Source organism: Pedobacter aquatilis (genome assembly GCF_030409415.1).
Taxonomy (GTDB): Bacteria; Bacteroidota; Bacteroidia; order Sphingobacteriales; family Sphingobacteriaceae; genus Pedobacter; species Pedobacter aquatilis.
Genome location: NZ_JAUFPW010000012.1, coordinates 15,216 through 40,087, shown reverse-complemented (window position 1 = coordinate 40,087; position 24,872 = coordinate 15,216). Strand labels below are relative to the sequence as shown.

24 protein-coding genes are annotated in these 24,872 nt (G+C 35.8%); 7 read left to right on the top strand and 17 right to left on the bottom strand.

What is annotated here, in order from left to right; all coding sequences use genetic code 11:
• Window positions 1-29 precede the first annotated feature (29 nt).
• The gene (gene msrA, locus QWY86_RS04150) at window positions 30-572 is read left to right on the top strand and encodes a peptide-methionine (S)-S-oxide reductase MsrA (protein WP_290239079.1); all 543 of its coding nucleotides are present in this window, start codon (window positions 30-32) and stop codon (window positions 570-572) included.
• Here the strand turns inward: msrA and QWY86_RS04145 are convergent.
• The 9 genes from QWY86_RS04145 to recJ all read right to left on the bottom strand — a co-directional run bounded on the left by QWY86_RS04145 (window position 569) and on the right by recJ (window position 8,484).
• Window positions 569-1,657 (bottom strand): acyl-CoA dehydrogenase family protein, encoded by a 1,089-nt coding sequence (locus QWY86_RS04145; protein WP_290239077.1) that lies wholly within the window; start codon window positions 1,655-1,657, stop codon window positions 569-571. The two genes, msrA and QWY86_RS04145, sit on opposite strands and share 4 nt — an antisense overlap.
• A complete protein-coding gene (pnuC, locus tag QWY86_RS04140; protein ID WP_290239075.1) occupies window positions 1,658-2,281 on the bottom strand; it encodes a nicotinamide riboside transporter PnuC in 624 nt (207 codons plus the stop codon).
• A 391-nt stretch (window positions 2,282-2,672) separates the two neighbouring features.
• Window positions 2,673-3,083 (bottom strand): BrxA/BrxB family bacilliredoxin, encoded by a 411-nt coding sequence (locus tag QWY86_RS04135; protein WP_290239073.1) that lies wholly within the window; start codon window positions 3,081-3,083, stop codon window positions 2,673-2,675.
• 102 nt (window positions 3,084-3,185) lie between these two features.
• Window positions 3,186-3,632 (bottom strand): CCC motif membrane protein, encoded by a 447-nt coding sequence (locus tag QWY86_RS04130; protein WP_290239071.1) that lies wholly within the window; start codon window positions 3,630-3,632, stop codon window positions 3,186-3,188.
• A 7-nt stretch (window positions 3,633-3,639) separates the two neighbouring features.
• Window positions 3,640-3,963 carry a DUF2752 domain-containing protein gene (locus QWY86_RS04125; RefSeq protein WP_290239069.1) on the bottom strand — a complete coding sequence of 108 codons (324 nt, stop codon included), beginning with the start codon at window positions 3,961-3,963 and terminating at the stop codon, window positions 3,640-3,642.
• A complete protein-coding gene (locus tag QWY86_RS20185) occupies window positions 3,947-4,375 on the bottom strand; it encodes a YkvA family protein (protein WP_435406623.1) in 429 nt (142 codons plus the stop codon). The genes QWY86_RS04125 and QWY86_RS20185 overlap by 17 nt, the downstream gene beginning before the upstream one ends.
• Before the next feature lie 35 nt (window positions 4,376-4,410).
• Window positions 4,411-5,928 (bottom strand): GH3 auxin-responsive promoter family protein, encoded by a 1,518-nt coding sequence (locus tag QWY86_RS04115; protein WP_290239067.1) that lies wholly within the window; start codon window positions 5,926-5,928, stop codon window positions 4,411-4,413.
• A gap of 9 nt (window positions 5,929-5,937) precedes the next feature.
• Complete coding sequence (gene lptB / locus QWY86_RS04110) at window positions 5,938-6,678, bottom strand: LPS export ABC transporter ATP-binding protein (RefSeq protein WP_290239066.1); 741 nt, start codon at window positions 6,676-6,678, stop codon at window positions 5,938-5,940.
• A 102-nt stretch (window positions 6,679-6,780) separates the two neighbouring features.
• Window positions 6,781-8,484, bottom strand: a complete 1,704-nt coding sequence (recJ, locus tag QWY86_RS04105) for a single-stranded-DNA-specific exonuclease RecJ (RefSeq protein ID WP_290239064.1) — start codon at window positions 8,482-8,484, stop codon at window positions 6,781-6,783.
• Between the two features lie 124 nt (window positions 8,485-8,608).
• On the opposite strand from recJ, the gene QWY86_RS04100 reads away from it, so the two are divergent.
• Window positions 8,609-9,373: an MBL fold metallo-hydrolase gene (locus tag QWY86_RS04100; RefSeq protein WP_290239062.1), complete on the top strand. Its 765-nt coding sequence runs from the start codon at window positions 8,609-8,611 to the stop codon at window positions 9,371-9,373.
• A gap of 426 nt (window positions 9,374-9,799) precedes the next feature.
• Here QWY86_RS04100 and QWY86_RS04095 read toward each other — a convergent pair whose 3' ends face one another.
• Window positions 9,800-10,372, bottom strand: coding sequence for a YceI family protein (locus QWY86_RS04095; RefSeq protein WP_290239060.1), 573 nt, complete (start codon window positions 10,370-10,372; stop codon window positions 9,800-9,802).
• A 409-nt stretch (window positions 10,373-10,781) separates the two neighbouring features.
• On the opposite strand from QWY86_RS04095, the gene QWY86_RS04090 reads away from it, so the two are divergent.
• Window positions 10,782-11,141, top strand: coding sequence for a VOC family protein (locus QWY86_RS04090; RefSeq protein ID WP_290239058.1), 360 nt, complete (start codon window positions 10,782-10,784; stop codon window positions 11,139-11,141).
• A 296-nt stretch (window positions 11,142-11,437) separates the two neighbouring features.
• Here QWY86_RS04090 and gcvP read toward each other — a convergent pair whose 3' ends face one another.
• Window positions 11,438-14,314, bottom strand: a complete 2,877-nt coding sequence (gcvP, locus tag QWY86_RS04085) for an aminomethyl-transferring glycine dehydrogenase (protein WP_290239056.1) — start codon at window positions 14,312-14,314, stop codon at window positions 11,438-11,440.
• Between the two features lie 376 nt (window positions 14,315-14,690).
• Between gcvP and QWY86_RS04080 the strand changes: the two genes are divergently transcribed.
• Complete coding sequence (locus QWY86_RS04080) at window positions 14,691-15,539, top strand: hypothetical protein (RefSeq protein ID WP_290239054.1); 849 nt, start codon at window positions 14,691-14,693, stop codon at window positions 15,537-15,539.
• A 4-nt stretch (window positions 15,540-15,543) separates the two neighbouring features.
• Here the strand turns inward: QWY86_RS04080 and QWY86_RS04075 are convergent, their stop codons facing one another.
• From QWY86_RS04075 to QWY86_RS04065, 3 genes are all read right to left on the bottom strand, one after another.
• The gene (locus QWY86_RS04075; protein WP_290239053.1) at window positions 15,544-16,107 is read right to left on the bottom strand and encodes a hypothetical protein; all 564 of its coding nucleotides are present in this window, start codon (window positions 16,105-16,107) and stop codon (window positions 15,544-15,546) included.
• Between the two features lie 125 nt (window positions 16,108-16,232).
• Window positions 16,233-17,123 carry an EamA family transporter gene (locus QWY86_RS04070; RefSeq protein ID WP_290239051.1) on the bottom strand — a complete coding sequence of 297 codons (891 nt, stop codon included), beginning with the start codon at window positions 17,121-17,123 and terminating at the stop codon, window positions 16,233-16,235.
• An 87-nt stretch (window positions 17,124-17,210) separates the two neighbouring features.
• A complete protein-coding gene (locus tag QWY86_RS04065; RefSeq protein ID WP_290239049.1) occupies window positions 17,211-17,927 on the bottom strand; it encodes a pyridoxine 5'-phosphate synthase in 717 nt (238 codons plus the stop codon).
• A gap of 84 nt (window positions 17,928-18,011) precedes the next feature.
• Here QWY86_RS04065 and QWY86_RS04060 point away from each other — a divergent pair, with 84 nt between their 5' ends.
• Both QWY86_RS04060 and QWY86_RS04055 read left to right on the top strand, forming a co-directional pair.
• Window positions 18,012-19,652, top strand: coding sequence for an ArnT family glycosyltransferase (locus tag QWY86_RS04060; protein ID WP_290239047.1), 1,641 nt, complete (start codon window positions 18,012-18,014; stop codon window positions 19,650-19,652).
• Window position 19,653: 1 nt separating this feature from the next.
• Window positions 19,654-20,034: a GtrA family protein gene (locus QWY86_RS04055; RefSeq protein ID WP_290239045.1), complete on the top strand. Its 381-nt coding sequence runs from the start codon at window positions 19,654-19,656 to the stop codon at window positions 20,032-20,034.
• 221 nt (window positions 20,035-20,255) lie between these two features.
• On the opposite strand, the gene QWY86_RS04050 is transcribed toward QWY86_RS04055, so the two are convergent.
• Both QWY86_RS04050 and ahcY read right to left on the bottom strand, forming a co-directional pair.
• A complete protein-coding gene (locus QWY86_RS04050; RefSeq protein WP_290239043.1) occupies window positions 20,256-20,582 on the bottom strand; it encodes a DUF6370 family protein in 327 nt (108 codons plus the stop codon).
• 307 nt (window positions 20,583-20,889) lie between these two features.
• Window positions 20,890-22,206 carry an adenosylhomocysteinase gene (gene ahcY, locus QWY86_RS04045; protein WP_290239042.1) on the bottom strand — a complete coding sequence of 439 codons (1,317 nt, stop codon included), beginning with the start codon at window positions 22,204-22,206 and terminating at the stop codon, window positions 20,890-20,892.
• Between the two features lie 415 nt (window positions 22,207-22,621).
• Between ahcY and QWY86_RS04040 the strand changes: the two genes are divergently transcribed.
• On the top strand, window positions 22,622-23,050 hold the full coding sequence (locus QWY86_RS04040) for a CBS domain-containing protein (RefSeq protein ID WP_290239039.1): 429 nt from the start codon (window positions 22,622-22,624) through the stop codon (window positions 23,048-23,050).
• 127 nt (window positions 23,051-23,177) lie between these two features.
• Here QWY86_RS04040 and QWY86_RS04035 read toward each other — a convergent pair whose 3' ends face one another.
• A complete protein-coding gene (locus QWY86_RS04035) occupies window positions 23,178-24,626 on the bottom strand; it encodes a M20/M25/M40 family metallo-hydrolase (RefSeq protein WP_290239038.1) in 1,449 nt (482 codons plus the stop codon).
• Between the last annotated feature and the right edge of the window lie 246 nt (window positions 24,627-24,872).

The following is a 24,872-nucleotide window of genomic DNA, read 5'->3' as shown; positions in this document are numbered from 1 at the left end:
CTTTATTATCTCCGTTACGTTTATATGTTATGCAAACAGCAACATTTGGTGGAGGATGCTTTTGGTGTACTGAAGCTGTATTTCAAGTTTTAAACGGCGTAAATTGCGTTATCTCTGGCTATATGGGCGGCGTGTTGAAGCATCCAACATATATGGAAATTTCTAACGGCGATACCGGACATGCAGAAGTTATTCAAATAGAATTTGATGAAAATGTAATCTCGTATAACGAGCTATTGCTTGTATTTTTTAAAACCCACACACCTACTGCTCTTAATAGGCAGGGTGATGATATCGGTAGTCAATATCGCTCTGTTATTTTTTACCATGATACTGAACAGCAGATACTTGCAGAAAAAATGATAGAAAGATTAACCGAAGAAAAAATTTATAAAAAACCTATTATTACTGATGTTAGCTTGGCAGGAGATTTCTATGAAGCAGAAAACTATCATCAAAACTACTTTCTAAAAAATGCAGGTAAACCTTATTGTGCGTTTGTAATACAACCAAAACTCGATAAACTTATTTTAGAATTTAACGACATGATTAAGTCGGAATTATCTAATTAATCAATAAATGTTAACAAAGCATGTTGGCTCGCCGTATGGATATCTCTCCAAACTCTGTTAATTTCCGTCTCCTTTTTCGCGGCTTCTAATCCGGCATAGGGAAATAATTTACCTGTTACACGCCAACAAGTATGTGCTAATGTTCTGCTTGCGTGGCTTACTTCTTTTAACTTTTCAATTGTGATGTTACCGTTAGTTTCAAGTTGTAACCATGATTCATCAAAAGCTATATAAAAATTATTACGAAGCTTAGAAATTTCATATTTGCAGGTATTTAAATCAGATTTAAAGTACAAAACCTGTTCTTCCGAATATCTTTTTAAACCACTACGCGATAAAAATTCACCCTCAACCAATTCGATAAAGTGATTTGTCATCCCCAAAGTATTTACAACAAGTGTTGTTTCTGCAAGTTGTAAAAATGGGTAATCGAAACCCTCATCTTCAAACTTTATATCGTTATTAATTTTAAAAGTACGATTAGCAGGTACTTTAAGATTTTCAACTTCAAAAGCATGACTACCAGTTGCAACTAAACCAAAGTAAGACCAACCTGATAAAATTTTCACTTCATCCTTTTTAAGGATGAAAGACATTACTTTTGGATTCCCTTCGTCATCTAAAACATCAGAATCATCTTCATTTTTTAGAAAACAGTTTGCGGTAAATATCGTTGCATGCAAAGCGCCACTTGCATATTTCCAATGGCCATTAACCACGTATCCATCTGCTGTTTTAATTGCATAACCACCAACAGCGCCACTTCCGGCAAAACAAACCTCTCGGACTGAAAAAATTTCCATTGCTAATTCAGGGTTTAAAAAGCCTGCAAACCATGCCGCTCCGGCGCAAAGTGTAATGGTCCAACCTAAACTGCCATCTGCTTGGGCAAGTTGCTCTTCTAATCTTAAAATCTCCGGAAGTTTTTTACCTGCACCTCCATAAACTTTCGGCACAAATAATTTAAACCAATCTTGCTGATAAGCAAGTTCCAGAATTTCTGGATGCAATTCACCCATTTTTTCTGAAGGCGCTGCAAATTGCTTAACCTTTTCTTGCCAATTTATTGAGGTTAGTGTTTCCATTTAGGCTGCAAGTTTTAATTTTTTACTATCGATAATTTTTTTCCAGTCGAAAAAACCAAATATGGCAACAACAAATAAAAACGCAGTTAAGCAACCCATTAAAGGAAGTTTTTTGTGAAATAAAAGTGGAATAGCAACAATGTTGGATATGTTTAGAAAAATCCAGTTCTCAATTTTTCTTTTGGCCAGCAACCACATTCCAGCCCATGCTGTTGCAGAAACAAATGCATCTAAAACCGGAACATCAGAATCTGTATGATTTTTTAGTGCAAAGTAAAAGATTAAGAAACCGAGTGTAGAAATTAGTATTGCAATTAGTAAATCTTTATTGGAACTATAAGAAACTTGATTTTCACCATCCTCTTTGCGTTTTTTCCAGATTATCCAGCCGTAAACACTCATCACTAAATAGTAAATGCTCAACAGCATCTCTGCGTAGAGTTTTACATTGAGCAATAAAAACATCGATAATAAAATTGAAATTATACCTGTTGGGTATAACCAAATGTTGTTTTTTTTCGCCAGTAAAACTTCTGAAACACCAAAACCAACGGCTAACCATTCTATTATTGAAGTATTTTCTATCTGCTCTGCAAAAAGCTTAAACCAATCCTGAAAATTCATTTACAACAAATCGTTAAATAATTTGATTTACAGCAGAAATATCTCCTTACACTGGTGAATCAAAAAAAATAAAAAATAATTGAAAACTGCTTTCAGGGGCGAAACAGTATTATCTATAACCTCTTCCCTACGTCGGCATTATCCGAATCAGGTGCATCAAAAGGTAAAAGGTGTAAGCTAAAAGTTATAGGGTCAAAACCCTACACCTCAAACCCAATACCTTAAGCCTCTTAAATGGGTGTAATCTCAGCCTTTTGATTGCTTTGGAGACATTTCAAAAAGCACCCCTATTGAGTAAGGCAAATATAGTTTTTAAATTGAAAGAAATTGATTTTTATTCTAATTGTTACCCTGAGTTAGTTTATTTCTCAGGGTAACAATAGTTTAATGTTTAGCAATACTGCTCGAAAGCACCGATAAGGTTATCAGCAATCATAGCCGCTGGTCTGCCTTCAATTTGGTGGCGCTCAATCATGTGTACTAATTTACCATCTTTAAACAAAGCCATTGCTGGTGATGATGGAGGAAAAGGCATCATGTAATTTCTAGCCTGGTCAACTGCTTCTTTTTCCATTCCTGCAAAAACTGTAACCAATTTATCAGGATGTTTTTCGTGTGCTGCTGCTGCTCTTGCTGCCGGACGAGCATTTGCTGCCGCACAACCACATACAGAGTTTACAACAACTAGTACAGTGCCTTCGCCTTTAATAGCTGCATCTACCTGTTCTGCATTTTTTAATTCTTCAAAACCAACGTTGGTTAATTCCTTACGCATTGGTTCTACTAAATATTCTGGATACATTTATCTTATGTTTTGATTTACAATTGAATGTACAAAAATAAGAAAATCGAATGGCATCAACCATTCGATTTATATTTTTAAGGTAAAATTAAAAAGCTTATACTATTGAAGTCCCTTCAAAATCTCTTGTACTTTTTGAGGATCGTTCATCATTCCAAAGCCGAAAATAATGATAATTGCAGCATAATAGAGTATAGATATTATGTTTAAAATTAAACCGATAATCGCACAAACCCTTCCTGCATTTAGATTTTTAAACGAACTTTGTGTATAAATTGAAGGATTTGCAGCATATAAAGCTTTATCCTTTTTGCTTAATACTAGTGCAACTATAGCAGGAATTAAACCTAGTATACCATAACAGCAACATAATGCAATTGATGCAATACCTAAAACCAATACTATGGTCGAATTTGGTAAATTTTGATACCCCATGCCTCCACCAAATTGGCCGAAAGGCGGCTGTTGTTGAAACGGTGGTGGCGTTACCGGTGGTGTATTAATTGTTCCAAATGATTGGTTTTCTTGTGGAGTTTGTTCTTCTGACATGGTAGAGTTAACTTATGAGTTGGTGGTTGTATATTTTGTAAATGTAATTGATTACTATAATTACTGCAATAGCAATAAAAGTACTTTTAATAATTAGTGCCCCAAATTTGAAATCGAGCTGTATGTGTAGAGCCGTAAACAAGACAAGAAAAACCATGAAAATGGTTGGCGGGTAAAGCCTAAAAGATTCAACAAAATTACCCTGTAAAAGTGCAATACCAGAACGTTGTAAACCACAACCTGGACAATCAAAACCAAATTGCGATTTAAAAGGACAAGCAAATAAATGGTGACTTAACCAATCGAAAAAACCTTTATGTTGTTGCGCCATCTAGTTCATTTAGGTTCAGTTGTTCGTCTTTCCAAGCCTTGTATTTCTCCAAATCTTTTAAAACCTGTTTGTAAACCAGGTTTAAAACAAATACATCATCTATAAAACCCAATACCGGAACAAAGTCTGGCACAACATCAATTGGAGATAAAAAATAAACAATACCACCTAATACAGCTATAATTGAACGTTTAGGGATTTCTGTGTACCGACCACTAACATAATCCTTTGCGACGGCAAAAAGCAAAATCAATTTGCTCCAAACACCTTCTAAATCACCTTTATTTGTGACAGCTTTGCCTAAAGCATCGTTAATGGTTTGCTTGGCTTTACTTTTATTATTCAATAAAACACTCGCCTTACTTTCCGATTTTTTAAAGAAATCTAAAATTTTCTGTTTGTTCAATTTCATACAACCGTTTTAAATTTAACGAGAAAATCACAATTTTATTGAGATTTCATCATTTCCAAAATATCGTCTAGGTACTTTCTTTCATTTGCAAGGCGTGGTACTTTATGTTGTCCGCCCAATTTATTTTTAGCCTTTAGCCAGTTGTAAAATGTGTTGGCCGCTGCGTTATGCACTTTCGGGCGACAAAGCGCCATATCCTTAAAGCGCTTTGCATCATAATCAGAATTTACTTCACGAAGCGTATTATCCATTACATCGATAAATTTCTCAAAATCGTTTGGTTGTTTATCAAATTCAATAATCCATTCGTGTCCACCTGCTTTTTCACCCTCAAAATATATTGGTCCGGCGGTATAATCCTTTATTTCCGCACCAGTTTCGGCACAAGCTTTAGTTAGCGCCTGTTCGGCATTATCGATAATTACTTCTTCTCCAAAAGCATTAATAAAGTGTTTAGTTCTTCCGGTAATTTTAATACGATAAGGCTCTAACGAAGTAAATTGAACGGTATCTCCAATCATATATCGCCACAAACCACCATTGGTAGAAATTACAATCGCATAGTTTTTATTCAGTTCAACATCTCCAAGTAAAAGTGCTTTCGGGTTTTCTTCTCCAATGTTTTCCATTGGAATAAATTCGTAGAAAATGCCATAATCCAACATCAAAAGCATCTCATCAGAATTATCTTGATCTTGAATACCAAAAAAACCTTCTGATGCATTATAAGTTTCAAGATAATACATATCTGGCGATGGAATCAGCTGTTTGAATTGCTCGCGGTAGGGAGCAAAATTTACAGCCCCATGAACATAAAGTTCTAAGTTTGGCCATACTTCAAGTAAATTTTTCTTCCCAGTTAATTCTAATACCTTTTTGGCAAGAACGATGGTCCATGTTGGTACACCTGAAATGCTGGTTACGTTTTCATGGATAGTAGCTTCTGCCATTCTATCCATCTTAATTTCGTAATTATCCATTAAAGCAATAGACATATCTGGTGTACGGTAAAACTCGGCCCAAATGGGTAAATTCTTTATCAGCACAGCTGATAAATCACCATAAAAACAATCTTCGTTTAATTGGTTAACCTGATGGCTACCACCTAATACTAAACCCTTTCCGGTAAACATTTGGTTATCAGGACGGTTGTTACAGTAAATAGACAACATATCTTTACCACCTTTAAAGTGGCATTCTTCCAAACTTTCTTCTGATACGGGAATAAATTTACTTCTATCGCTTGTTGTACCAGAAGATTTTGCAAACCATTTTATATCTGATGGCCATAGAATATTCTGCTCACCATTAAGCATACGCTCGATGTATGGCTTTAAGGTATCATAGTTTTGAACGGGTACACGCTCCTGAAATTGTTGTGGCGTTAATATGGATTTGTAATCGTAATGCTTTCCCCACTCTGTATTTTCGGCACTATCAATTAAAGTATGAAACCACTCTTGCTGAACATCGTGAGGATATTTCATAAAAAGCTCAATCTGATGAATGCGCTTTTTCATTAACCAGGTAAAAATAGAGTTTACTATTGCCATGAGCTTTTCTTAAACATCGAAGTTCTTACGTTTTAAAACAAAGTTAGAACCCAGGTAAACCTTTCTAACCATTTCATTTTCTGCCAAAACTTCTGGCACACCTTGCTCCAAAATTTTCCCTTCGAAAAGCAAATAAGCTCTATCGGTAATCGAAAGTGTTTCCTGTACGTTGTGGTCAGTTATCAGAATACCAATATTTTTGTGCTTGAGTTTTGCTACAATTGATTGAATTTCCTCAACCGCAATTGGGTCTACTCCGGCAAATGGTTCATCTAATAAAATAAAACTTGGGTTGGCAGCCAAAGCCCTTGCAATTTCTGTTCGCCTACGCTCTCCACCAGAAAGTAAATCGCCACGGTTTTTACGAACCTTGTGTAAACTAAATTCGTTAATTAATTCTTCAAGTTTATCTTTTTGTTCTTCTTTGCTTAGCTTACTCATTTCCAAAATGGAAAGAATATTATCTTCAACGGTAAGTTTTCTGAAAACTGATGCTTCCTGAGCCAAATACCCAATGCCTTTTTGTGCCCTTCGATACATTGCATCTTCAGTTATATCTTCATCTTCAAGGAAAATCCGACCTTCATTTGGCTTTATTAAACCAACAATCATATAGAAGGAAGTAGTTTTACCAGCACCATTTGGCCCCAATAAACCAACAATTTCACCTTGACTTACACTAAATGAAACATCGTTTACAACAGTTCTCTGTTTGTATTTTTTAACCAGATGTTCAGCTCTTAATATCATTTATATTCTTTATTTGATGAAAGAAAAAAGAACAATGATGAAAGATTTTTTTGAAAAAAACTTTCAATTCAGTTGACTGTCCTTGTCTTTATTCCTTGTTCTTTATTCCTTAATCTTAATGCCTTTAATATTCAGTTGCAGCCTTTTTTTATCTCTCCACACGTTTTCTTCCAAAGTATAACAAACAGAGAAAGGAGTATTTGGTTGTAAAAGTTTTTCAAATTCTGCTAAACCGAATCCAATGCCTTCAAAAATACTCGAATTTTGTTGCTTTATATTAATTTTTAAATGATTTGCACCCACCACAGTTGGATATTGTGATAGGTAAACATTATGGGTTACAAAAACCGGAGCCATATTTTCTGGCCCGAATGGACCCATTTGTGCTAAAATTCTATAAAACTTGCCATCAATTTGTGCCAGCTCAATTTCAGCATCAAGCTTTATCATTGGCGTAAGCAATTCTTCAGTTATACTGGCCGATACAATTTGCTCAAATTTATCCGCAAAGGCATCAACATTACTTTGTTGCATGGTTAAACCTGCTGCAAATTTATGTCCTCCGTATTGGTCTAATAAATCGGCACATCCGCTTAAGGCCTCATATAAATCAAAACCAACAACCGAGCGGCAAGAGCCTGCAACGTGTCCGTTAGATTTTGTTAGCACAATTGTTGGTCGATAATATTTTTCTGTTAGCCTGGATGCAACAATGCCGATAACACCTTTATGCCAGTTTTCATTAAAAACAACCGTTGTCTTTCGGTTAATTAAATCTTCGCTATCGCTAATTAAAGCTAAAGCTTCTCGGGTAATATCCTGATCGTAAGTTTTGCGTTCTGTATTTTTTAAGTTTATCAGTTCACTTTGTTCTGAAGAATTTCCATCAGCCTGGCAAAGCAACATGGCAACTGCATGTTTTGCATGGTCAATTCTGCCTGCCGCATTAATACGCGGACCTAAAGTAAAAACTACATCAGTAAGGGTGTAATTTTCGGTTTTACCAGATACCTCCATTAAAGCCCTCAAACCCTCGCAAGGGTTAGAATTTAATTTCTGCAAACCATGATAAGCCAAAATTCTATTTTCGCCCACCACTGGAACAATATCGGCTGCAATACTTACCATAACCAAATCCAGGTATTGTAAATAAGTTTCTTGCGGCAATTCGTATTGTTGAGCATAAGCCTGTGCCAGTTTGAAACCAATTCCACAGCCTGCAAGTTCTTTAAAAGGATAGTCGCAATCATTCCTTTTTGGGTCTAAAACTGCTAAAGCTTTCGGCAATTCATCGCCGGGTAAGTGGTGATCGCAGATAATAAAATCGATGCCTAAAGTATTCGCATAATCAATTTTATCAATCGATTTTATGCCACAATCTAATGCAATAATTAACGTAAATCCATTATCTTTTGCATAATCTATTCCCAACGTAGATATACCATAACCTTCTAAATATCTATCAGGTATATAGTATTCGATATTGGATGTTAATTGCGAGAAGAAACTATAGGCGAGTGCCACGGATGTTGTTCCATCAACATCATAATCGCCGTAAATTAGTATTTTTTCGTTGTTATCAATCGCAACTTCAATTCTGGCAACGGCCACATCCATATCCTTCATTAAAAAAGGATTGTGAAGATGCTCTAAATTTGGCCTGAAAAAATCTCTCGCTTCATCAAAACTGCAAATATTTCTTTGCACTAAAATTTGCGCCAGAGAGCGATCTATATTTAATTCGTCAGCAATTTTATTTATCGTATCATCATTACAATCTGATGCTTTTACCCATCTTTTTTCCATTTATTATATTTCCGAACAGTAAATATACATTTTAATTAAATACTCTTACATAACTAAGACTTACTGGTAAAAACGAATACACAAATAGATTGTTAACTTTGTACAACATTAAAACTCTAACATTTTGCAAGTTCATACCTTATTTGAAGGCACCTATTCTGTAGATGCAACAAAAAAATTTATTCCATTCGATTCTGCTATTCACAGCTTTAAAGATAGACCGGCATCATTATTTATTAATGTACAACCTTTTTTAGTTGAACTGAAAAACGATTTGATTTTGTTCGATACTGGCTTAGGTTTCAGCGATGACCATGGCGAATTGATTTTACATAAAAACATTCGTAATGCAGGTTTCGACCCGACAGATATAACTAAGGTTTTAATGTCGCATTTACATTACGACCATTCTGGCGGTATGATTCATAAACTCGGCGATAAAACCGAAATCAGTTTTCCTGATGCAGAATATATCATTAATCGTGGCGAATGGGAAACTGCTTTCAGCAGTACTTCTACTTCTTACCACACCGACATTTTTGAGTTTTTGCAGCGCAATGCCCAACTGAAATTTATAGAGGGCGATGGTAATTTAGATGAAACCATTGCCTTTGAATTTACTGGCGCACATTGCCCGAATCACCAGGTTTTTTTATTAACTGAAGGTAACCAGAAAGTATTTTTTGGTGGCGATGTTTTACCAGAACCAGGCGAATTAATTAAGAACTTTATTGCTAAATACGATTTCGACGGTCGAAAGGCGATGGAACTGCGTAAGGAATTTGGAAAAAGAGCCGCAGCCCAAAACTGGGAATGTTTATTTTACCATAGCAAAGAACAAGCAACTGGATTTGTAGATGAAGTTGAGGGCGGGTTTAAGATTAGGTAAAAGTTGAACAAAGATTAAAGAACAAAGAATAAAGACTAAAAGTAAAAAGCTCAAAGTGAGAATCAAGGCGATGATTTAATTGCCGTCAGTTTCAACTGACGGATAAAAGTTAGGCTTTTAGGCAAATCTGCAACCTGAGTTACTTACCCTGTTTTGAGTTTCTAAACCCGAACGAAGCGATATCCTTTTTGTATGCAGTCCTTCGACTCCGCTCAGGATGACAACAAAAAGATTTAGCGTAGTGCGGGAACAAGCTTTGATAGTTGTAACTGCAAAGCTTTTCAAAATCTTAAAAAATTACTTCTCCATTCTTTAGCGTAAAGCTTGCTTTCCCGAAAAATCGGTATAAACTTTGCCTTGCAATAACGTTTAACAAAAAAAGTCCCGATTTTCATCGAGACTTTTACTTTTTCCGAGACTTGGAAATTATTTTTTAGCTACTAATTTAACAGCTAACTCGAAGTTATCATCAATTGCTTTGTCGCCAATACTATCGAAGAAAGATTTAGAACCGTAACGGATATCATATTTAGTTCTGTCAACAACGATTTTACCTGCTAAAGCCGAAACAGTACCATCTGCATTTACAGTGATAGTTGCAGGAAAAGTTACTGGTTTAGTAATTCCTTTAATGGTTAAGTTACCTGTTACGTTTGCACCAGAAACTTTAGTAATTACGAAGGTTGAAGTTGGAAATTTAGCAACACCAAAAAAATCATCAGCCTTTAAATGACCTTCTAATTTAGCGCTACCATCAGCATCTTTAATTGAGTTCATATCGATAGTGAAAGTACCACCTGTTACTTTTTTACCATCAACGTTTAACGTTCCTGATTGTAAAGCGATAGTTCCGTTGTGAGAACCTGTAACTTTTTTACCAACCCAAGTTATGGTCGATTTTGCTGCATCTACAGTGTAAGTTACTGGTTTAATAGTTGTAAAAGCTGACAATGCAACCACTGCAACTAATAAAAAGATTGAAGAGATTTTTAATTTCATTTTCTGGTTTTTTAAAATTTGATACAAATATATAATTAACTTAATCCGAATATTATTGATGTATGTTAAGTTTTCAAAATTAATCGGATTTATTTAAAATCATTCTATTGACTGAAAAATATTGTTGAGGTTTAATCGAAAGAATTTTATAATGATTTGGAAAGCAGATGCAGCATTTTTAATTAATGTTAGCCGGGCTTTACATTAAATCTTTTTGACAATGTCATGCTGAGCCTGTCGAAGCACCTGCAACAAAAAGGATATCATTTCAATCCCGTTTAAACTACAAAAGCTATTACTACTATTTAAGGTTGCAAAGTTGCTGGCCGATTATTTACCTTTAGTCTGTAGAATATTCGAAAGCATTTAAATGTATTTCGACAAGCTCAGTATGACAAATTCAATTAATATGAACCACAACGCAAAATCAATCCGCCCGTTTATTGGCGCAAAGGATTTCGAAACATCAAGAAGTTTTTACCGCGATTTAGGCTTTGAAGAAACAACCCTTGGCGAACAGATGTCGGTTTTTAAGAGTGGCGAAATGGCATTTTACCTACAAAATGCTTACGTAAAAGATTGGATTGAAAATACCATGATTTTTATGGAAGTCGATGATTTGAATCGTTTTCATACGGAATTATCTGCATTAGATTTAGAAAAAAAATACAAGGTTAGTCCATCACCAATAAAGCACGAAGATTGGGGAAGCGAATGTTTCTTACTCGACCCCGCCGGAAATTTATGGCACTTTGGCGTTTTTAAATAGGATTACTGTTCTTTGTACCTAAACCCGACAGCAACGAAAATCTCCCGATTTTTCATCGGGAATTGTAGTGAATGGCGGGGCTGGATTTCCCGATGAAAAACTGAGCATTCATTTCCAAAAAAAAATCTGCAAGCTTTATAAAAACTTGCAGATGATTTTCGATTCGTGGAGACACGAACCGAGACTTAAATTTTTCTAATTAGATTGCCATGTCAGCTGAAAAAACCTCCTCGCAATGACGGAATTGCAATGGACGATAAAACCATCATCCATATTACCTCTTCCATTTCACATCTTTAAGGCACGATTTCCTCCAAATAACTCTCAACCGGCGGACAAGCACAAATTAACGACCTGTCGCCATGGCTATCATTCACACGACCAACCGATGGCCAGAACTTACGCTCTAACACATAAGGAAGCGGGAAAGCAGCAGTTTGACGGCTATAGCTATGCGACCAATCGTTAGCAGTAATTACCGAAACGGTGTGCGGAGCGTTTTTTAAAGGGTTATCTGTTTTATCTAAAGTACCGTTTTCAACCTCGCTAATTTCATTTTTAATGGCGATTAAGGCATCGCAGAAACGGTCTAACTCGTGTTTAGGTTCAGATTCTGTTGGCTCAACCATCAAAGTACCTGCAACCGGGAACGAAACAGTTGGTGCGTGGAAACCATAATCCATTAAACGTTTTGCAATATCAGTCACTTCAATTCCGAAAGCTTTGAACGAACGGCAATCTAAAATCATCTCGTGTGCACAACGACCTTGAGCGCCTGAATAAAGCACCGGGTAGTGTTGCTCTAAACGAGCTTTCATATAGTTAGCATTCAAAATTGCGTATTTGGTTGCATTGGTTAAGCCTTCAGCACCCATCATTGCAATATATGCATGAGAAATAATCAAGATTGAAGCCGAACCCCAGGGTGCAGATGAAACCGCAGATATTGATTTTCCCTTATCGATATCTACCACAGCATGACCAGGAAGGAAGGGCACTAAGTGTTTTGCCACACCAATCGGACCCATACCAGGACCACCACCACCATGAGGGATACAGAATGTTTTGTGCAGATTTAAGTGGCAAACATCGGCACCGATATTAGCCGGGCTTGTTAAACCAACCTGCGCATTCATGTTAGCACCATCCATGTAAACCTGTCCGCCGTTAGCGTGAATAGTTTCACAAATTTCGATGATGCTCTCTTCGAATACACCGTGAGTTGATGGATAAGTAACCATCAAACATGACAAGTTATCTTTGTGTAATTCCGCTTTCGCTTTTAAATCTTCAACATCAATGTTACCATTTTCTAAAGATTTAACCACAACGATTTTCATATCGGCCATTGCCGCAGAAGCAGGGTTTGTACCGTGAGCAGATGCAGGAATTAAAGCTACGTTACGGTGGAAATCGCCTCTATCTTGGTGATAAGCACGAATAACCATCAAACCAGCATATTCGCCCTGAGCACCAGCATTTGGCTGTAAACTCATGGCTGCAAAACCTGTAATTTCACTTAACCATTTATCCAATTCGTTAAAAACCGAATAGTAACCCAAAACTTGGTCAGCTGGTGCAAATGGGTGTACGCGACCGAAGTGAGACCAGGTAACCGGAATCATTTCTGCCGTTGCGTTTAATTTCATGGTACAGCTACCCAAAGCAATCATCGAATGGCATAGCGATAAATCTTTTGCTTCTAACGATTTGATGTAACGCAACATTTCATGCTCTGAATGGTGCGAGTTAAAAATTGGGTGTGTTAAATATTCAGATGTACGTTGTAAAGCCGATGGAATTACTGTTTCAACATTTTCTACAACTTCAACCTGGTCGGCAGCTACTGCTTTAACTTTAGCAAAGATTTTAGCAATTAAAGCAACATCTTCGAAAGTTGTGGTTTCATCAATTGAAATCGTTGCAACATTGCCTGAATAGTTTAAGTTGATTTCATTATCTAAACAACCAGAATGAATACCACCTTTTAAATCGCCTAAATCGAAACGAATGGTATCAAAATAAGCCGAGTTTAATTGCTCGTAGCCTAAAGTTTTTAATGTAGAGGCTAAACTTACTGCCAAACCATGTGTACGTTCTGCAATCGCTTTTAAGCCTTTCGGACCGTGATAAGCTGCATAAAAACCAGCCATAATAGCCAATAATGCTTGCGCTGTACAAATGTTTGAAGTTGCTTTATCTCTACGGATGTGTTGCTCGCGGGTTTGCAAAGCCATACGTAAAGCGTAATCGCCATGGCTATCGATGGTTACCCCAATAATACGACCCGGGATAGAGCGTTTGTATTCATCTTTAGTTGCAAAAAATGCTGCATGTGGTCCACCAAAACCCATCGGAATACCGAAACGTTGTGTAGTACCAACCACAATATCAGCGCCCCACTCGCCCGGAGGCGTTAATAAGGTTAAGCTTAAAATATCAGCCGCAACTGTTAATTTTATGTTTTTATTATGTAATTCAGAAGCAAAGTTTTTATAATCATAAACCTCGCCATTACCTGCCGGATATTGAACAATTGCACCGAAGAAATCTTCAGTTGCAACAAAATCCAAATGATTGCCAATAACCAACTCAATACCGTAAGGATTTGCACGGGTTTTTAAAATATCTATCGTTTGAGCGAAAACCAATTCTGATACAAAATACTTTTTAGCCGCTTGATTTTTACGCGTACTATATTGCATAAACATCGCCTCGGCTGCAGCTGTACCTTCATCTAAAAGTGATGCATTGGCAATTTCCATTCCGGTTAAATCGATAACCATGGTTTGGAAATTTAACAAAGCTTGCAAACGCCCTTGCGCAATCTCAGCCTGGTATGGCGTGTATTGTGTGTACCATCCCGGATTTTCGAAAACATTACGCAAAATTACACCTGGCGTAATGGTATCATAATAACCCTGACCGATAAAGCTTTTGAAAACTTTATTTAACAACGAAGTTTGTTTTAAAGCACCCAGATATTCAGTTTCTGATTTTGCTGCCGGCAAATTTAACGGTTGTTTTAACCTAATTGCCGTCGGAACAGTTTGTTCAATTAGCTCATCAATAGAATTTACGCCAACAGTTTGCAACATTTCAGCTGTATCTGCCTCATTTGGTGCAATATGACGATTTTGAAAATCTTCCTTGTAATGGATATTTAAGCTCATGCAGGTATGAATAATAATTTGCTGCAAAGGTAGCAAAAACGAGGCTTAATTTTGCTATATCAAAGTGTAAAAAAGGTGTCTTATTTATAATTAAAAGCTACAAAAATAGTAGTTTATATGCCTCGCTATAAACTCAAACGTTTGTGTGTTTTTACTAAAGATTTTAATTATTTGGAAAGCGCTGCTTGTGTAAAAATTTAAGTTCGCTCCCGCCATTTGCTCCAATCTTTTTTTTGTCATCCTGAGCGGAGTCGAAGGACTGCTAAAAAAAGTATTTCCGCGGCTGTCGGGTTTAGGTACTCTAACCTGTACCAATATGCCAACCTAAACCTTTTCAATTTTTTATAACTTTACAACCTTAATCTTTTAAGTATACATGTCAAACGCTAAAAATAATGTTGCGCTTTTAGTTCATGCCTGCGACCGCTACGAATTTTTATATAAAGGTTTCGATTATGCGTTTTCCAAAAACTGGGATTTTAAAGTTCCTTGCAACCATTATTTTGCAACCGAAGTAAAAGATGCAAAGGTAAAGGGCTTTACAAACATCAAATCAGGCAAAGGTGAATGGGCAGATAGACTGGCAACACTTTTAGGAAATATAGACGAAGAATACATTCTTTATTTTCAGGAAGATATGTGGTTAAGCAAACCTGTAAGTGCTAAATTCTTTACCGAATTGTTTCAACTTGCAACCGGAAATAATTGGCAACAGGTAAAACTTCACAGTTCTGATGTTTACAAAACCAATCAAACTGATACATTTATCGAGGGATTTAATGTTGCAGAGGTTAACAACAAAGCCTCTAACTTTTTAATGTCGCACCAAATTACGCTTTGGAAGAAGGACTTTTTACTTGCTCAACTTCACAAAAAAGAACATCCGTGGCGTAACGAAAGAAAAGGAACTATACGTTTAAAGAAACTCAATCCCTTAATTCATCATATTGATTACTTTGCAGAGAATGGAGCTGCTGCAATTAATACAAATAAAGAGACTGTAAAGAGAAGTGAGTATTATGCAGTTTCTTTTAACAGTACATTAAATTTCAATGCGGTTCAGTTTATAAATGAGTTAAAATCTGGAAGTAAAGAAGAGCAATGCTATGCCGCTGAGTTGCAAAACCATTATGATAATGACTTAACACATGACGGTAAACCTAAGCCTAAGAAAGTAGATTTATTTAAGAAATTTAAAACCTGGTTTTTGAGTAGAAAGAAATGAAAAACTATTTCTGCACTTTCCAACCTTCATCCTTACTCAACTTAAGTTTGTATGTTTTAGTGATGAAATTACTATTCTCGCTCGCATCCTTGTCAAAAGTCGCGAATGGCGTATTTACCTTTTTTAGGGTTACAGTTACTTTAGCCGTAGTAGAATTTACCTGCGAGAAATCTACAGGTTTAGAATCTGCCAAAACATAATCTACAACTTTTACCGTTGCTTTATCTTCATCTTGTTTCAACACCAGTGGACTTGCTGTGTCAGTCAAACTAATCTGATAAACAAAACTGCTATCGCTGGAAAGAAATTTTTTCTTTGCACTTAATCTTTTTAGTAAAACCAAGCCCTCATTCGATAAAGTTTTGTACTTATTTAAATCAAGCATATCATTTTTACTATTAAACTTTAATTCCCCAAAACTAAATCGCGTAGTTTTATATTCAGGATTTGCTATTAGGTATTCTGTAATTGCTTCACCGGCCTCATCGCGATTGATAGTCGTTTTCGATTTACATCCGGCAAAGCCGATAATAATTGTTGATAAAATATAAATAGTAATCTTTTTCATTGTAGATGTCTTATGCTTTTTAAAGATATTTATTTTTTTTAAAAGTCGGAGGTACGAAATCCGAAAGTCGGGTGATTAAACCAAAATATATTTGACAATGAAACCTTATACCCTCTACCTTTTGCCTATACCTTTTTCAAATACTTCAAATTTGGCAAAATCATAGCCGACAATATCACTGCTACGCCTACCCATCTTAAAAACGAAACCTGTTCTTGTAATACAAATCCAGCCATCATTACCGCTACTGGTAATTCTGCTGCACTTAAAATAGAACTTAAGGCCGTGCCAATCCTCGGAACACCTTCAGCATAAAATAAAGGTGGAATTACTGTTCCGAAAATTGAAATAATTAATCCCCACTTTAACAAGCTCCCGCTCAAAGCACCATTAAATAAAAACGCAGGTGGAAATAGTATAAAAATCAAAATACATGCTCCGGTTATCATCAGTGCACTTTTTTTAAGTGGCGGATATTCGTTCCCAATTCTTCCACTCAACATTAAAAAGCCTGCATAAGAAATTGCCGCCAACAGACCAAAACCAATGCCAGTTAGATTCAAACTTCCTATACTGGTTTCTGCCATACCGCTTGCTAAAACCGTTCCGCCTAAAACTAATAGAATGGCAATAAACTGCAATCCGGTAGGCTTCTTTTTAAAAATAAGAAGTTCGAGTAAAATGCTCATCCAGATAAATTGCATTAATAAAATTATCGCAACCGAGTTTGGAACCAGCTTTACACATTGATAGTAGAAAACACTTACTAATCCGGTACAGGTTCCAGACAATACCATCTTCCACCGAGGCGTAACTATTTTAATTTCTTTGGCTTTGTATTTAGATGTTGTGCTTTGAAAGAAAAACAAAACCCATAAAATCACGGCACCAAAAAATGCTTGGGCACCTGTAACATCGCCCAAAGTGTAGCCCTCATGGTAAGCTAATTTTACAAACGTTGATAAAATACCGAAACTGCAGGCACCGAAAAAGACGAGGAGTATTCCTTTTAACATTTATAAAGTTTAAAGTGAAAAGCTTAAAGTAGAAAGTTGATGGGTATACGCCTTGACACTTTATACCTTTAACCTTAAACTTTTGACTTAAATAAGTTGTGCTAAATATTTTTGAATTGTGGTTTCCAATCCCAGGTAAAGTGCATCGCTAATTAATGCGTGACCAATAGAAACCTCCAATAAACCTGGAATACTTTGAGCGAAATAATGTAGGTTATGCAAATCTAAATCATGCCCTGCGTTGATGCCTAAGCCTAATTTATTGGCATGGTTAGCAGCAGCGATGTAATTAACAACAGCTTTTTCTCTATCACCAAAATAATTGTGTGCATAAGCTTCAGTGTATAATTCAATTCTATCTGTTCCAGTTTCGACTGCCCCTTCTACCATTTCAACAACTGGGTCAACAAAAATAGAAACGCGAATGCCTTCCTTTTGGAAAACAGCGACCATTTCTTTCAAATAGTCTTTATGTTTAACCGTATCCCAACCATGATTGGAAGTAATTTGTCCTTCCGCATCTGGAACCAGCGTTACCTGAGCAGGCTTATTTGCTAAAACTAAATCAACAAATTTATCTTCACGGCAGTTACCTTCTATATTAAATTCAGTTGCAATAACAGCTTTCAAGTCATAAACATCCTGATAACGGATATGGCGTTCATCCGGACGAGGGTGTACCGTGATACCCTGCGCACCAAAACGCTCACAATCTAACGCAACCTTAACCAAATCAGGATTGTTACCTCCACGACTATTACGTAGTGTAGCAATTTTATTGATATTAACCGATAACTTTGTCATGCGGTAAAGATAAGGCTTTGCCTCAGTTTATCTTAAACCTTCCATAAATTTGACTTTTTTTTGCTCATATTTGTTCAAATCAAGATGAATTCAAAAGATACAACCCTATATAAATTTCTTGTTGTTTTGCTTGGACTGGCAAGTATTCCTGCATTGTTTAGCGGTGTAATGGAGCCAGATGGTGCATTATATGCCTCCATGTCGAAAAATATAATTCTTTTTAAAGATTGGTTTAATCTTTATGGCCGAGGAGCAGATTGGTTAGACAAACCACATTTAACTTTCTGGATTTCGGCTGCGTTTTTTAAGCTTTTCGGCATTTCTTCATTTGCTTATAAATTACCAAACTTTTTATTCGGCTTACTTGGCGCATGGTATCTATATAAGTTGGCAAAAGATATTTATGATGAAAAAACAGGATTAATATCGGCAGTGATATTTCTAAGTGCATTACACATCATTACCTCAACTTTTGATGTTCGTGCAGAAATTTACATTACCACATTTACATTAGCTTCAATTTACCATTACTATAAGGCACATCAACATAGCATTTGGCATGTGATTGCTGGTTCATTTTTTGCGGCATGCGCCATATTAATTAAAGGCATTTTTGTTTTGATTCCGGTTTTTGCTGGCTTCATTATATATTGGTTATTCACGAAACAATACAAACAACTGTGGCAACCAAAATGGTGGATTGCAATTGTGTTAATCTTTGTTTTTATTACACCAGAACTCTATTCACTCTATACCCAATTCGATTTACATCCTGAAAAGGTAGTTTTTAACAGAACTGGCGTTTCGGGTTTAAAGTTTTTCTTTTGGGATAGTCAATTTGGGCGTTTTTTTAATAACGGACCGATTAAAGGAAAGGGAGATATTTCTTTCTTTCTACACACTACACTTTGGGCGTTTTTACCTTGGTCGGTATTGTTTTACGCAGGAGTCATAAATCTTTTCAAAAAGAAAAACAGACAAAATTTAGCTCCAGAAAGTATTATAATTTGGGCAAGTGCAGCTGTTACTTTTTTAATATTTTCTCTCTCAAAGTTTCAACTGCCTCATTACATTTTAATAATTTTTCCGCAGTTTGCCATCATAACATCTTTATTTTTGCAGAAACTTGAGGGCAAAGGTTTAAAAGGGTTTTTAATTGTTCAAAATGTTATTTACATTTTAGTCGTACTCATTCTTTCGGCTTTAGCTTATTTCTATGGTTTTGATAATTTCTTAATAGCAATTATAATTTTAGCCATTTTATTTATCGTGGCGTTTTTGTATTTCAAAGGAGCGGAAATTGAAACGATAATCGGAAGAAGCGTACTGCTTTCCGTTGGGTTAATGATATATCTTTTTGTGTTTTTCTATCCTGCATTATTGAAATACCAATCGGGAAGCGAAGCTGGCAAATGGTTAAAGAAAAATTACCCAACAGCTAAACCGGCGGTTTTAAATTATATTGATGCTTTTTCTTTTGATTTTTATGCGCCGGGCGAAGTAAAATATTTATGGAATTATGAAGATTTAAAGCAATATGAAAACACCCAAGATTTGGTTTTGTATGTTTCGGAAATAGAGTTATCGAAATTAAAATCAGCGTATAATGTTAAAGTATTAAATTCTTTTGAATACTTTCATATTTCAAAATTGACGCCCAAATTTTTAAATAAAAAAACAAGAAACCAATTATTAGAGCACTTTTACTTGGTTAAAGTAGAATAGTATGGATTTGATTTTCCGCATTGTAAAATTTGGATTAACCGGCCTTTTAGGCATGGTGATAGATTTTGGTGCAACCTGGTTGTGTAAGGAAAAGTTACATATTAATAAATATATCGCGAATGCGATTGGTTTTTCGCTTGCAGTTACGAACAATTATTTAATTAACAGAATTTGGACTTTCCAAAGTACAAATGCGCACTGGGGAGCCGAATTTTTTAAGTTTTTAGCCGTAAGTTTATTTGGCTTAGGCTTAAATACGGTAATTATTTACTTTTTTCATCAACGTCGAAATGGAATTAACTTTTACTTAGCTAAGTTTTTTGCAATTGTAATTGTTTTTGTATGGAATTTTTTAGCGAATATGCTGTTTACTTTTAAGTAACATTTTTGCCAATATAATAGAATACCACAAGCCAAACCAAGCCTTTAATTAAAAAGAATAGGAAACCAATTAATCCTACTCGTTTAAACCATAATTTTAATTTCTCTTTATTCATGGCGATGAGGTAAAGATAAATTAATTAACCTAAATTAGAAAGATTTTAAATAAGGATTTTTGGGATTTAATATTGAACGCCTATGCCAACAACTGCGCATTGTAAGTTATTTTTTTAATGGTAATAATGTAATCGAAGTTGCCTTGAAACGATTACCAACAATTTCTCCTGTAATTTCGGCTTTGCTTACCGCATTACAAAATCCATGTTCGCCATGGGCATCACCAAAATCATCAATGTTTTTGCCATCCACAAAATAAGGTTTACCATCGATTTTAACAGCTAAGTCACAATCTTTACCTTTCATTTTGAATTGGCATTCGCCGCAGGCGATATCTACAGTTTGTTTAGTGATTACTTTTTTGGGAGGGCTTTGTGCATTTGCAATTAAGGAAAATACAACAATAATTATGGTAAAACTAAAGTTTTTCATGGTGGCTATTTTTTATAAATGTAGGTTTTTTAGCTGCAAAAGTATTACTGATTTTGCAAAAATAAACCTGATGGAAACGAACACGGAGTGCAACGAAGTAAAGTGTACAGCAGGGCTGAAATTGCCGAAGAAATACTGAACATCATTTTCTAAATATTTTCGGCCACGGAAACACGGAAAGCACGGAAAATTTTATTCTTTAACATGCCCAGGGACTCTGATTATAAACTAAAAAAGGGATATGCAAATTGCATATCCCTTTTGATATATTAAACTTCGGACTTCTGACTAGAAACTTCCGACTTTTTTAATAACGATATTCGTCTGATTTAAACGGACCTTCTACTTTTACGCCAATATAATCAGCTTGGTGTTGGTCTAAAACATCTAACTCTACACCGATTTTAGCCAAGTGTAAACGAGCAACTTTTTCATCTAAATACTTTGGTAAAACGTAAACTTTGTTTTCGTATTTATCAGTGTTAGTCCAGAGTTCTAATTGCGCTAAAGTTTGGTTAGTAAATGAGTTACTCATTACAAAACTTGGGTGGCCAGTTGCGCAACCTAAGTTTACCAAACGGCCTTCAGCCAATAAGATGATATCTTTACCTTCGATAGTATATTTATCTACCTGAGGTTTAATTTCTACTTTTGTTGAGCCATATTTTTCGTTTAACCAAGCTACATCAATTTCGTTATCGAAGTGACCAATGTTACAAACGATGGCTTTATCCTTCATCGCTAAGAAATGCTCGCCACGAACGATATCGCGGTTACCAGTTGTAGTAACGATAATATCTGCTTCTTTAACTGCTGTAGCGAATTTTTTAACTTCGTAACCTTCCATTGCAGCTTGTAAAGCACAAATTGGGTCGATTTCGGTAACAATTACGCGTACACCTTGTGAGCTTAAAGATTCTGCAGAACCTTTACCAACATCGCCATAACCACAAACAACAGCAACTTTACCAGCCATCATTACATCAGTAGCACGACGAATTGCGTCAACTAATGATTCGCGACATCCGTATTTGTTATCGAATTTAGATTTAGTTACCGAATCGTTAACGTTGATTGCAGGTAAGTGCAATGTTCCGTTTTTCATACGCTCGTACAAACGGTGAACACCAGTTGTAGTTTCTTCTGATAAACCTTTAATTGCAGCAATTAACTCAGGGTATTTGTCGAAAACCATGTTAGTTAAATCGCCACCATCATCCAAAATCATGTTTAATGGTTGTTGCTCCGGACCGAAGTGTAAAGTTTGCTCAATACACCAATCGAATTCCTCTTCGTTTAAGCCTTTCCAAGCATAAACCTGAATACCTGCAGCAGCAATTGCAGCAGCAGCGTGGTCTTGTGTTGAGAAAATATTACAAGATGACCAGGTAACTTCTGCACCTAAAGCCACTAAAGTTTCGATTAAAACAGCCGTTTGGATAGTCATATGCAGACAGCCTGCAATACGAGCACCTTTTAACGGTTGCGTAGGACCGAATTCTTCGCGTAAACTCATTAAACCTGGCATTTCTGCTTCGGCTAATTCGATTTCTTTACGGCCCCATTCTGCCAGTGAAATGTCCTTAACTTTGTAAGGGATGTAAGTTGTCTCTACTGATGACATATTATTTGTTTTTAAATGTGATACAAAGTTACGGCATAGCTTTGTGAAAGCCAAATAAATACCTAACAGGAACGTTTGATAATTGTAAACAAACCAGTTGTTTTACAGATTACTACTGCAAGAAGGGCAAAAGAATGATACATCCTTTTCATTTGAGATTTTCTGATTTCTTAATAGATATGAGCTTAAAATGCTAACTACAATCAAAAAGCCTAATAAAATTATAAGCATTTTCCGGGCATCATTCGATTGATTATTCATTCCCAAAACTACATGTAACAACCAAAGGTTTATAAGGTAAAATCACCCTTTTTGCTCCGATGATTCACTAAAAAAGTGATTAAAATAACTTCTAAAAGAAAAATTGATTTACCATTAATTATTTCTTAAATTGAAGTAACCAAATTAAACGATTATGAAAACTGTAAAACATTTACTTGACACCAAGCAAGTTAGAATTATTTCTGTTAGTCCGAACAGTTCTGTTTTGGATGCATTAAAAGTTATGACAGATAAAAATATAAGTGCTGTACTTGTTATGGAAAATGAAACTTTGCTTGGGATTTTTACAGAAAGAGATTATGCCAGGAAAATAGTTTTGCATGGCAAGGCTTCAAAAGATACTAATATTGATGAAGCCATGACTGCTAACCCAGTTACTATTTCAATGAGCGATACAATTGATAAATGCATGGAAATTATGACTGAAAAGCACATTCGCCACTTGCCAATTGTTGCCAACAATGAAGTTAAGGGCATGATTTCCATTGACGATTTGGTAAAGTTTATTATTGCAGATCAAAAACAAACAATTTCTCAGCTGGAAAGCTATATAAGTGGGTAGAAAGTTAAAGTGGAAAGTAAAAAGTTAAAAGTAAAAATCCGTCATTTCGAGAAACAAAGCGTAAAAAAGATTTCACGGCTTCGGTTGAAATGACGGGTTTAATGATTAAAATATTTTTAATGGAGAACTATTTCCAACGCCATTCGCCTGCTATAGTTAACGGCTCTTTTAAATTCTGCGATTCTAAGAAAGTTTTCAACTCTTCTTCGCCTTGTGTGTCAACCGGAATTTTTGGAGTATTGGCTAATGCGTAGGTTAACATTGCGCTGTAACGAACTGTGTTTTTCAAGCCTTGCTCATCAACCAGTTTAAAACTATCGCCATCTGAATGATAAAACGGACCGGAATTATTTGGCAACTTACCTCCTGCTCCACCACCTGTTGTGATGCCTTCTAACATAAATGGTTGATGATCGCTGTGCAAACCTGCACCGGCATTAAATAAGTTTTTAAAGCCAGTATCTATTTTAACAATATCTGCTCCCCAAGCTGTAAATAATTCTTTCATTTCTGCTCTCGATGTAGCAAAACCTTTCGGGTCGTTAGTCATATCGTAATTAAGCATAAACTTAACCTGATTAAGGTTTTTATCTTTCTTGGCTTGCTCTACATAAGCTTTAGAACCTAATAAACCCTGCTCCTCACCCATAAACAATACAAATTCTACAGTACGTTTCGTTTTAAGATTTAGCTTTTTAAACGTTCTGGCCATATCCATAATTGCGAACGACCCAATACCATTATCGATTGCACCAGTGGCTAAATCCCAGCTATCCAAATGCCCGCCAACAACAATTTTATCCTTCGGCATTTCAGTTCCTTTAAAGGTTGCAACTACATTTCGGGCTTTAATTAAGCCTGAGAAATTTGTCATTTCGATATGTGCAACCTGCGATTGTGTTTTAAGTTTTTCCTTTAATGCTAAACCATCTTCCAAACCAATACAAACAGCCGGAATAGTAATTAATTTACCGGTAACCGATGCTGTACCAGTTAATAAAACACCATTTTTAACGGTATTGATTATAATTACGCCAGATGCACCATATTTGGTTGCAATTGCGGTTTTTTCTGAACGGTGTAAAGATTTCGTTCCTACCGGAGAACCAGGTAAAACACCTAAGTATATCAAAACAATTTTACCTTTAAACTTATCAGGATTTGCTTTGTAGTCAACTTCCAAGCCATTTCCTGCTTCTACAATCTCGCCTGTAATGTTTGCACTCACCGGCGAATGTGCAAGGGTTACTGCTTTAACTTTTGCCAAAGAATTTTTATCCGCACCAATTTCTACACTAATGGCCTTTCTACTCCAGCTTTCTACTTCAAAGGGTTGAAATTTAACATCGCAACCGTATGATTTTAGTAAATCGTACGCATACTGTTCTGCTTTTGCGCCATTTTCTGAACCCGTTAAACGGTGACCAATGGTTTCCGTTTCGTATTTTAAGGTTTGATATGCTTTTGAATGTTGCTGTACTTCAGAATTGATTTTTGCAAATACATCGCCAAATTTATCTTGTGCGCTTGCAAATGATGCTGCACAAACTAGGGCAGCAGAAAAAAGGTATTTCATAAAGGTTTGGTTTTTGATGGGCTTAAAGTACAAATTTTAATTGCCAGATTTTTGCTGTAACGTTTATTTTGCGCTTTGCAATTGAGCATACTTTACCACATTAGGCATACAAGAAAATCTATGCCAATGAGCTAAAAAATTTAAATCTATAAGTTAAAAATTTAAAATCATAAGCTTACATAAACCTTAAGTGTATTAGGTGATGAAAAAAATCAAACATGTAAGGAATTTTAGAAAATATAAGAC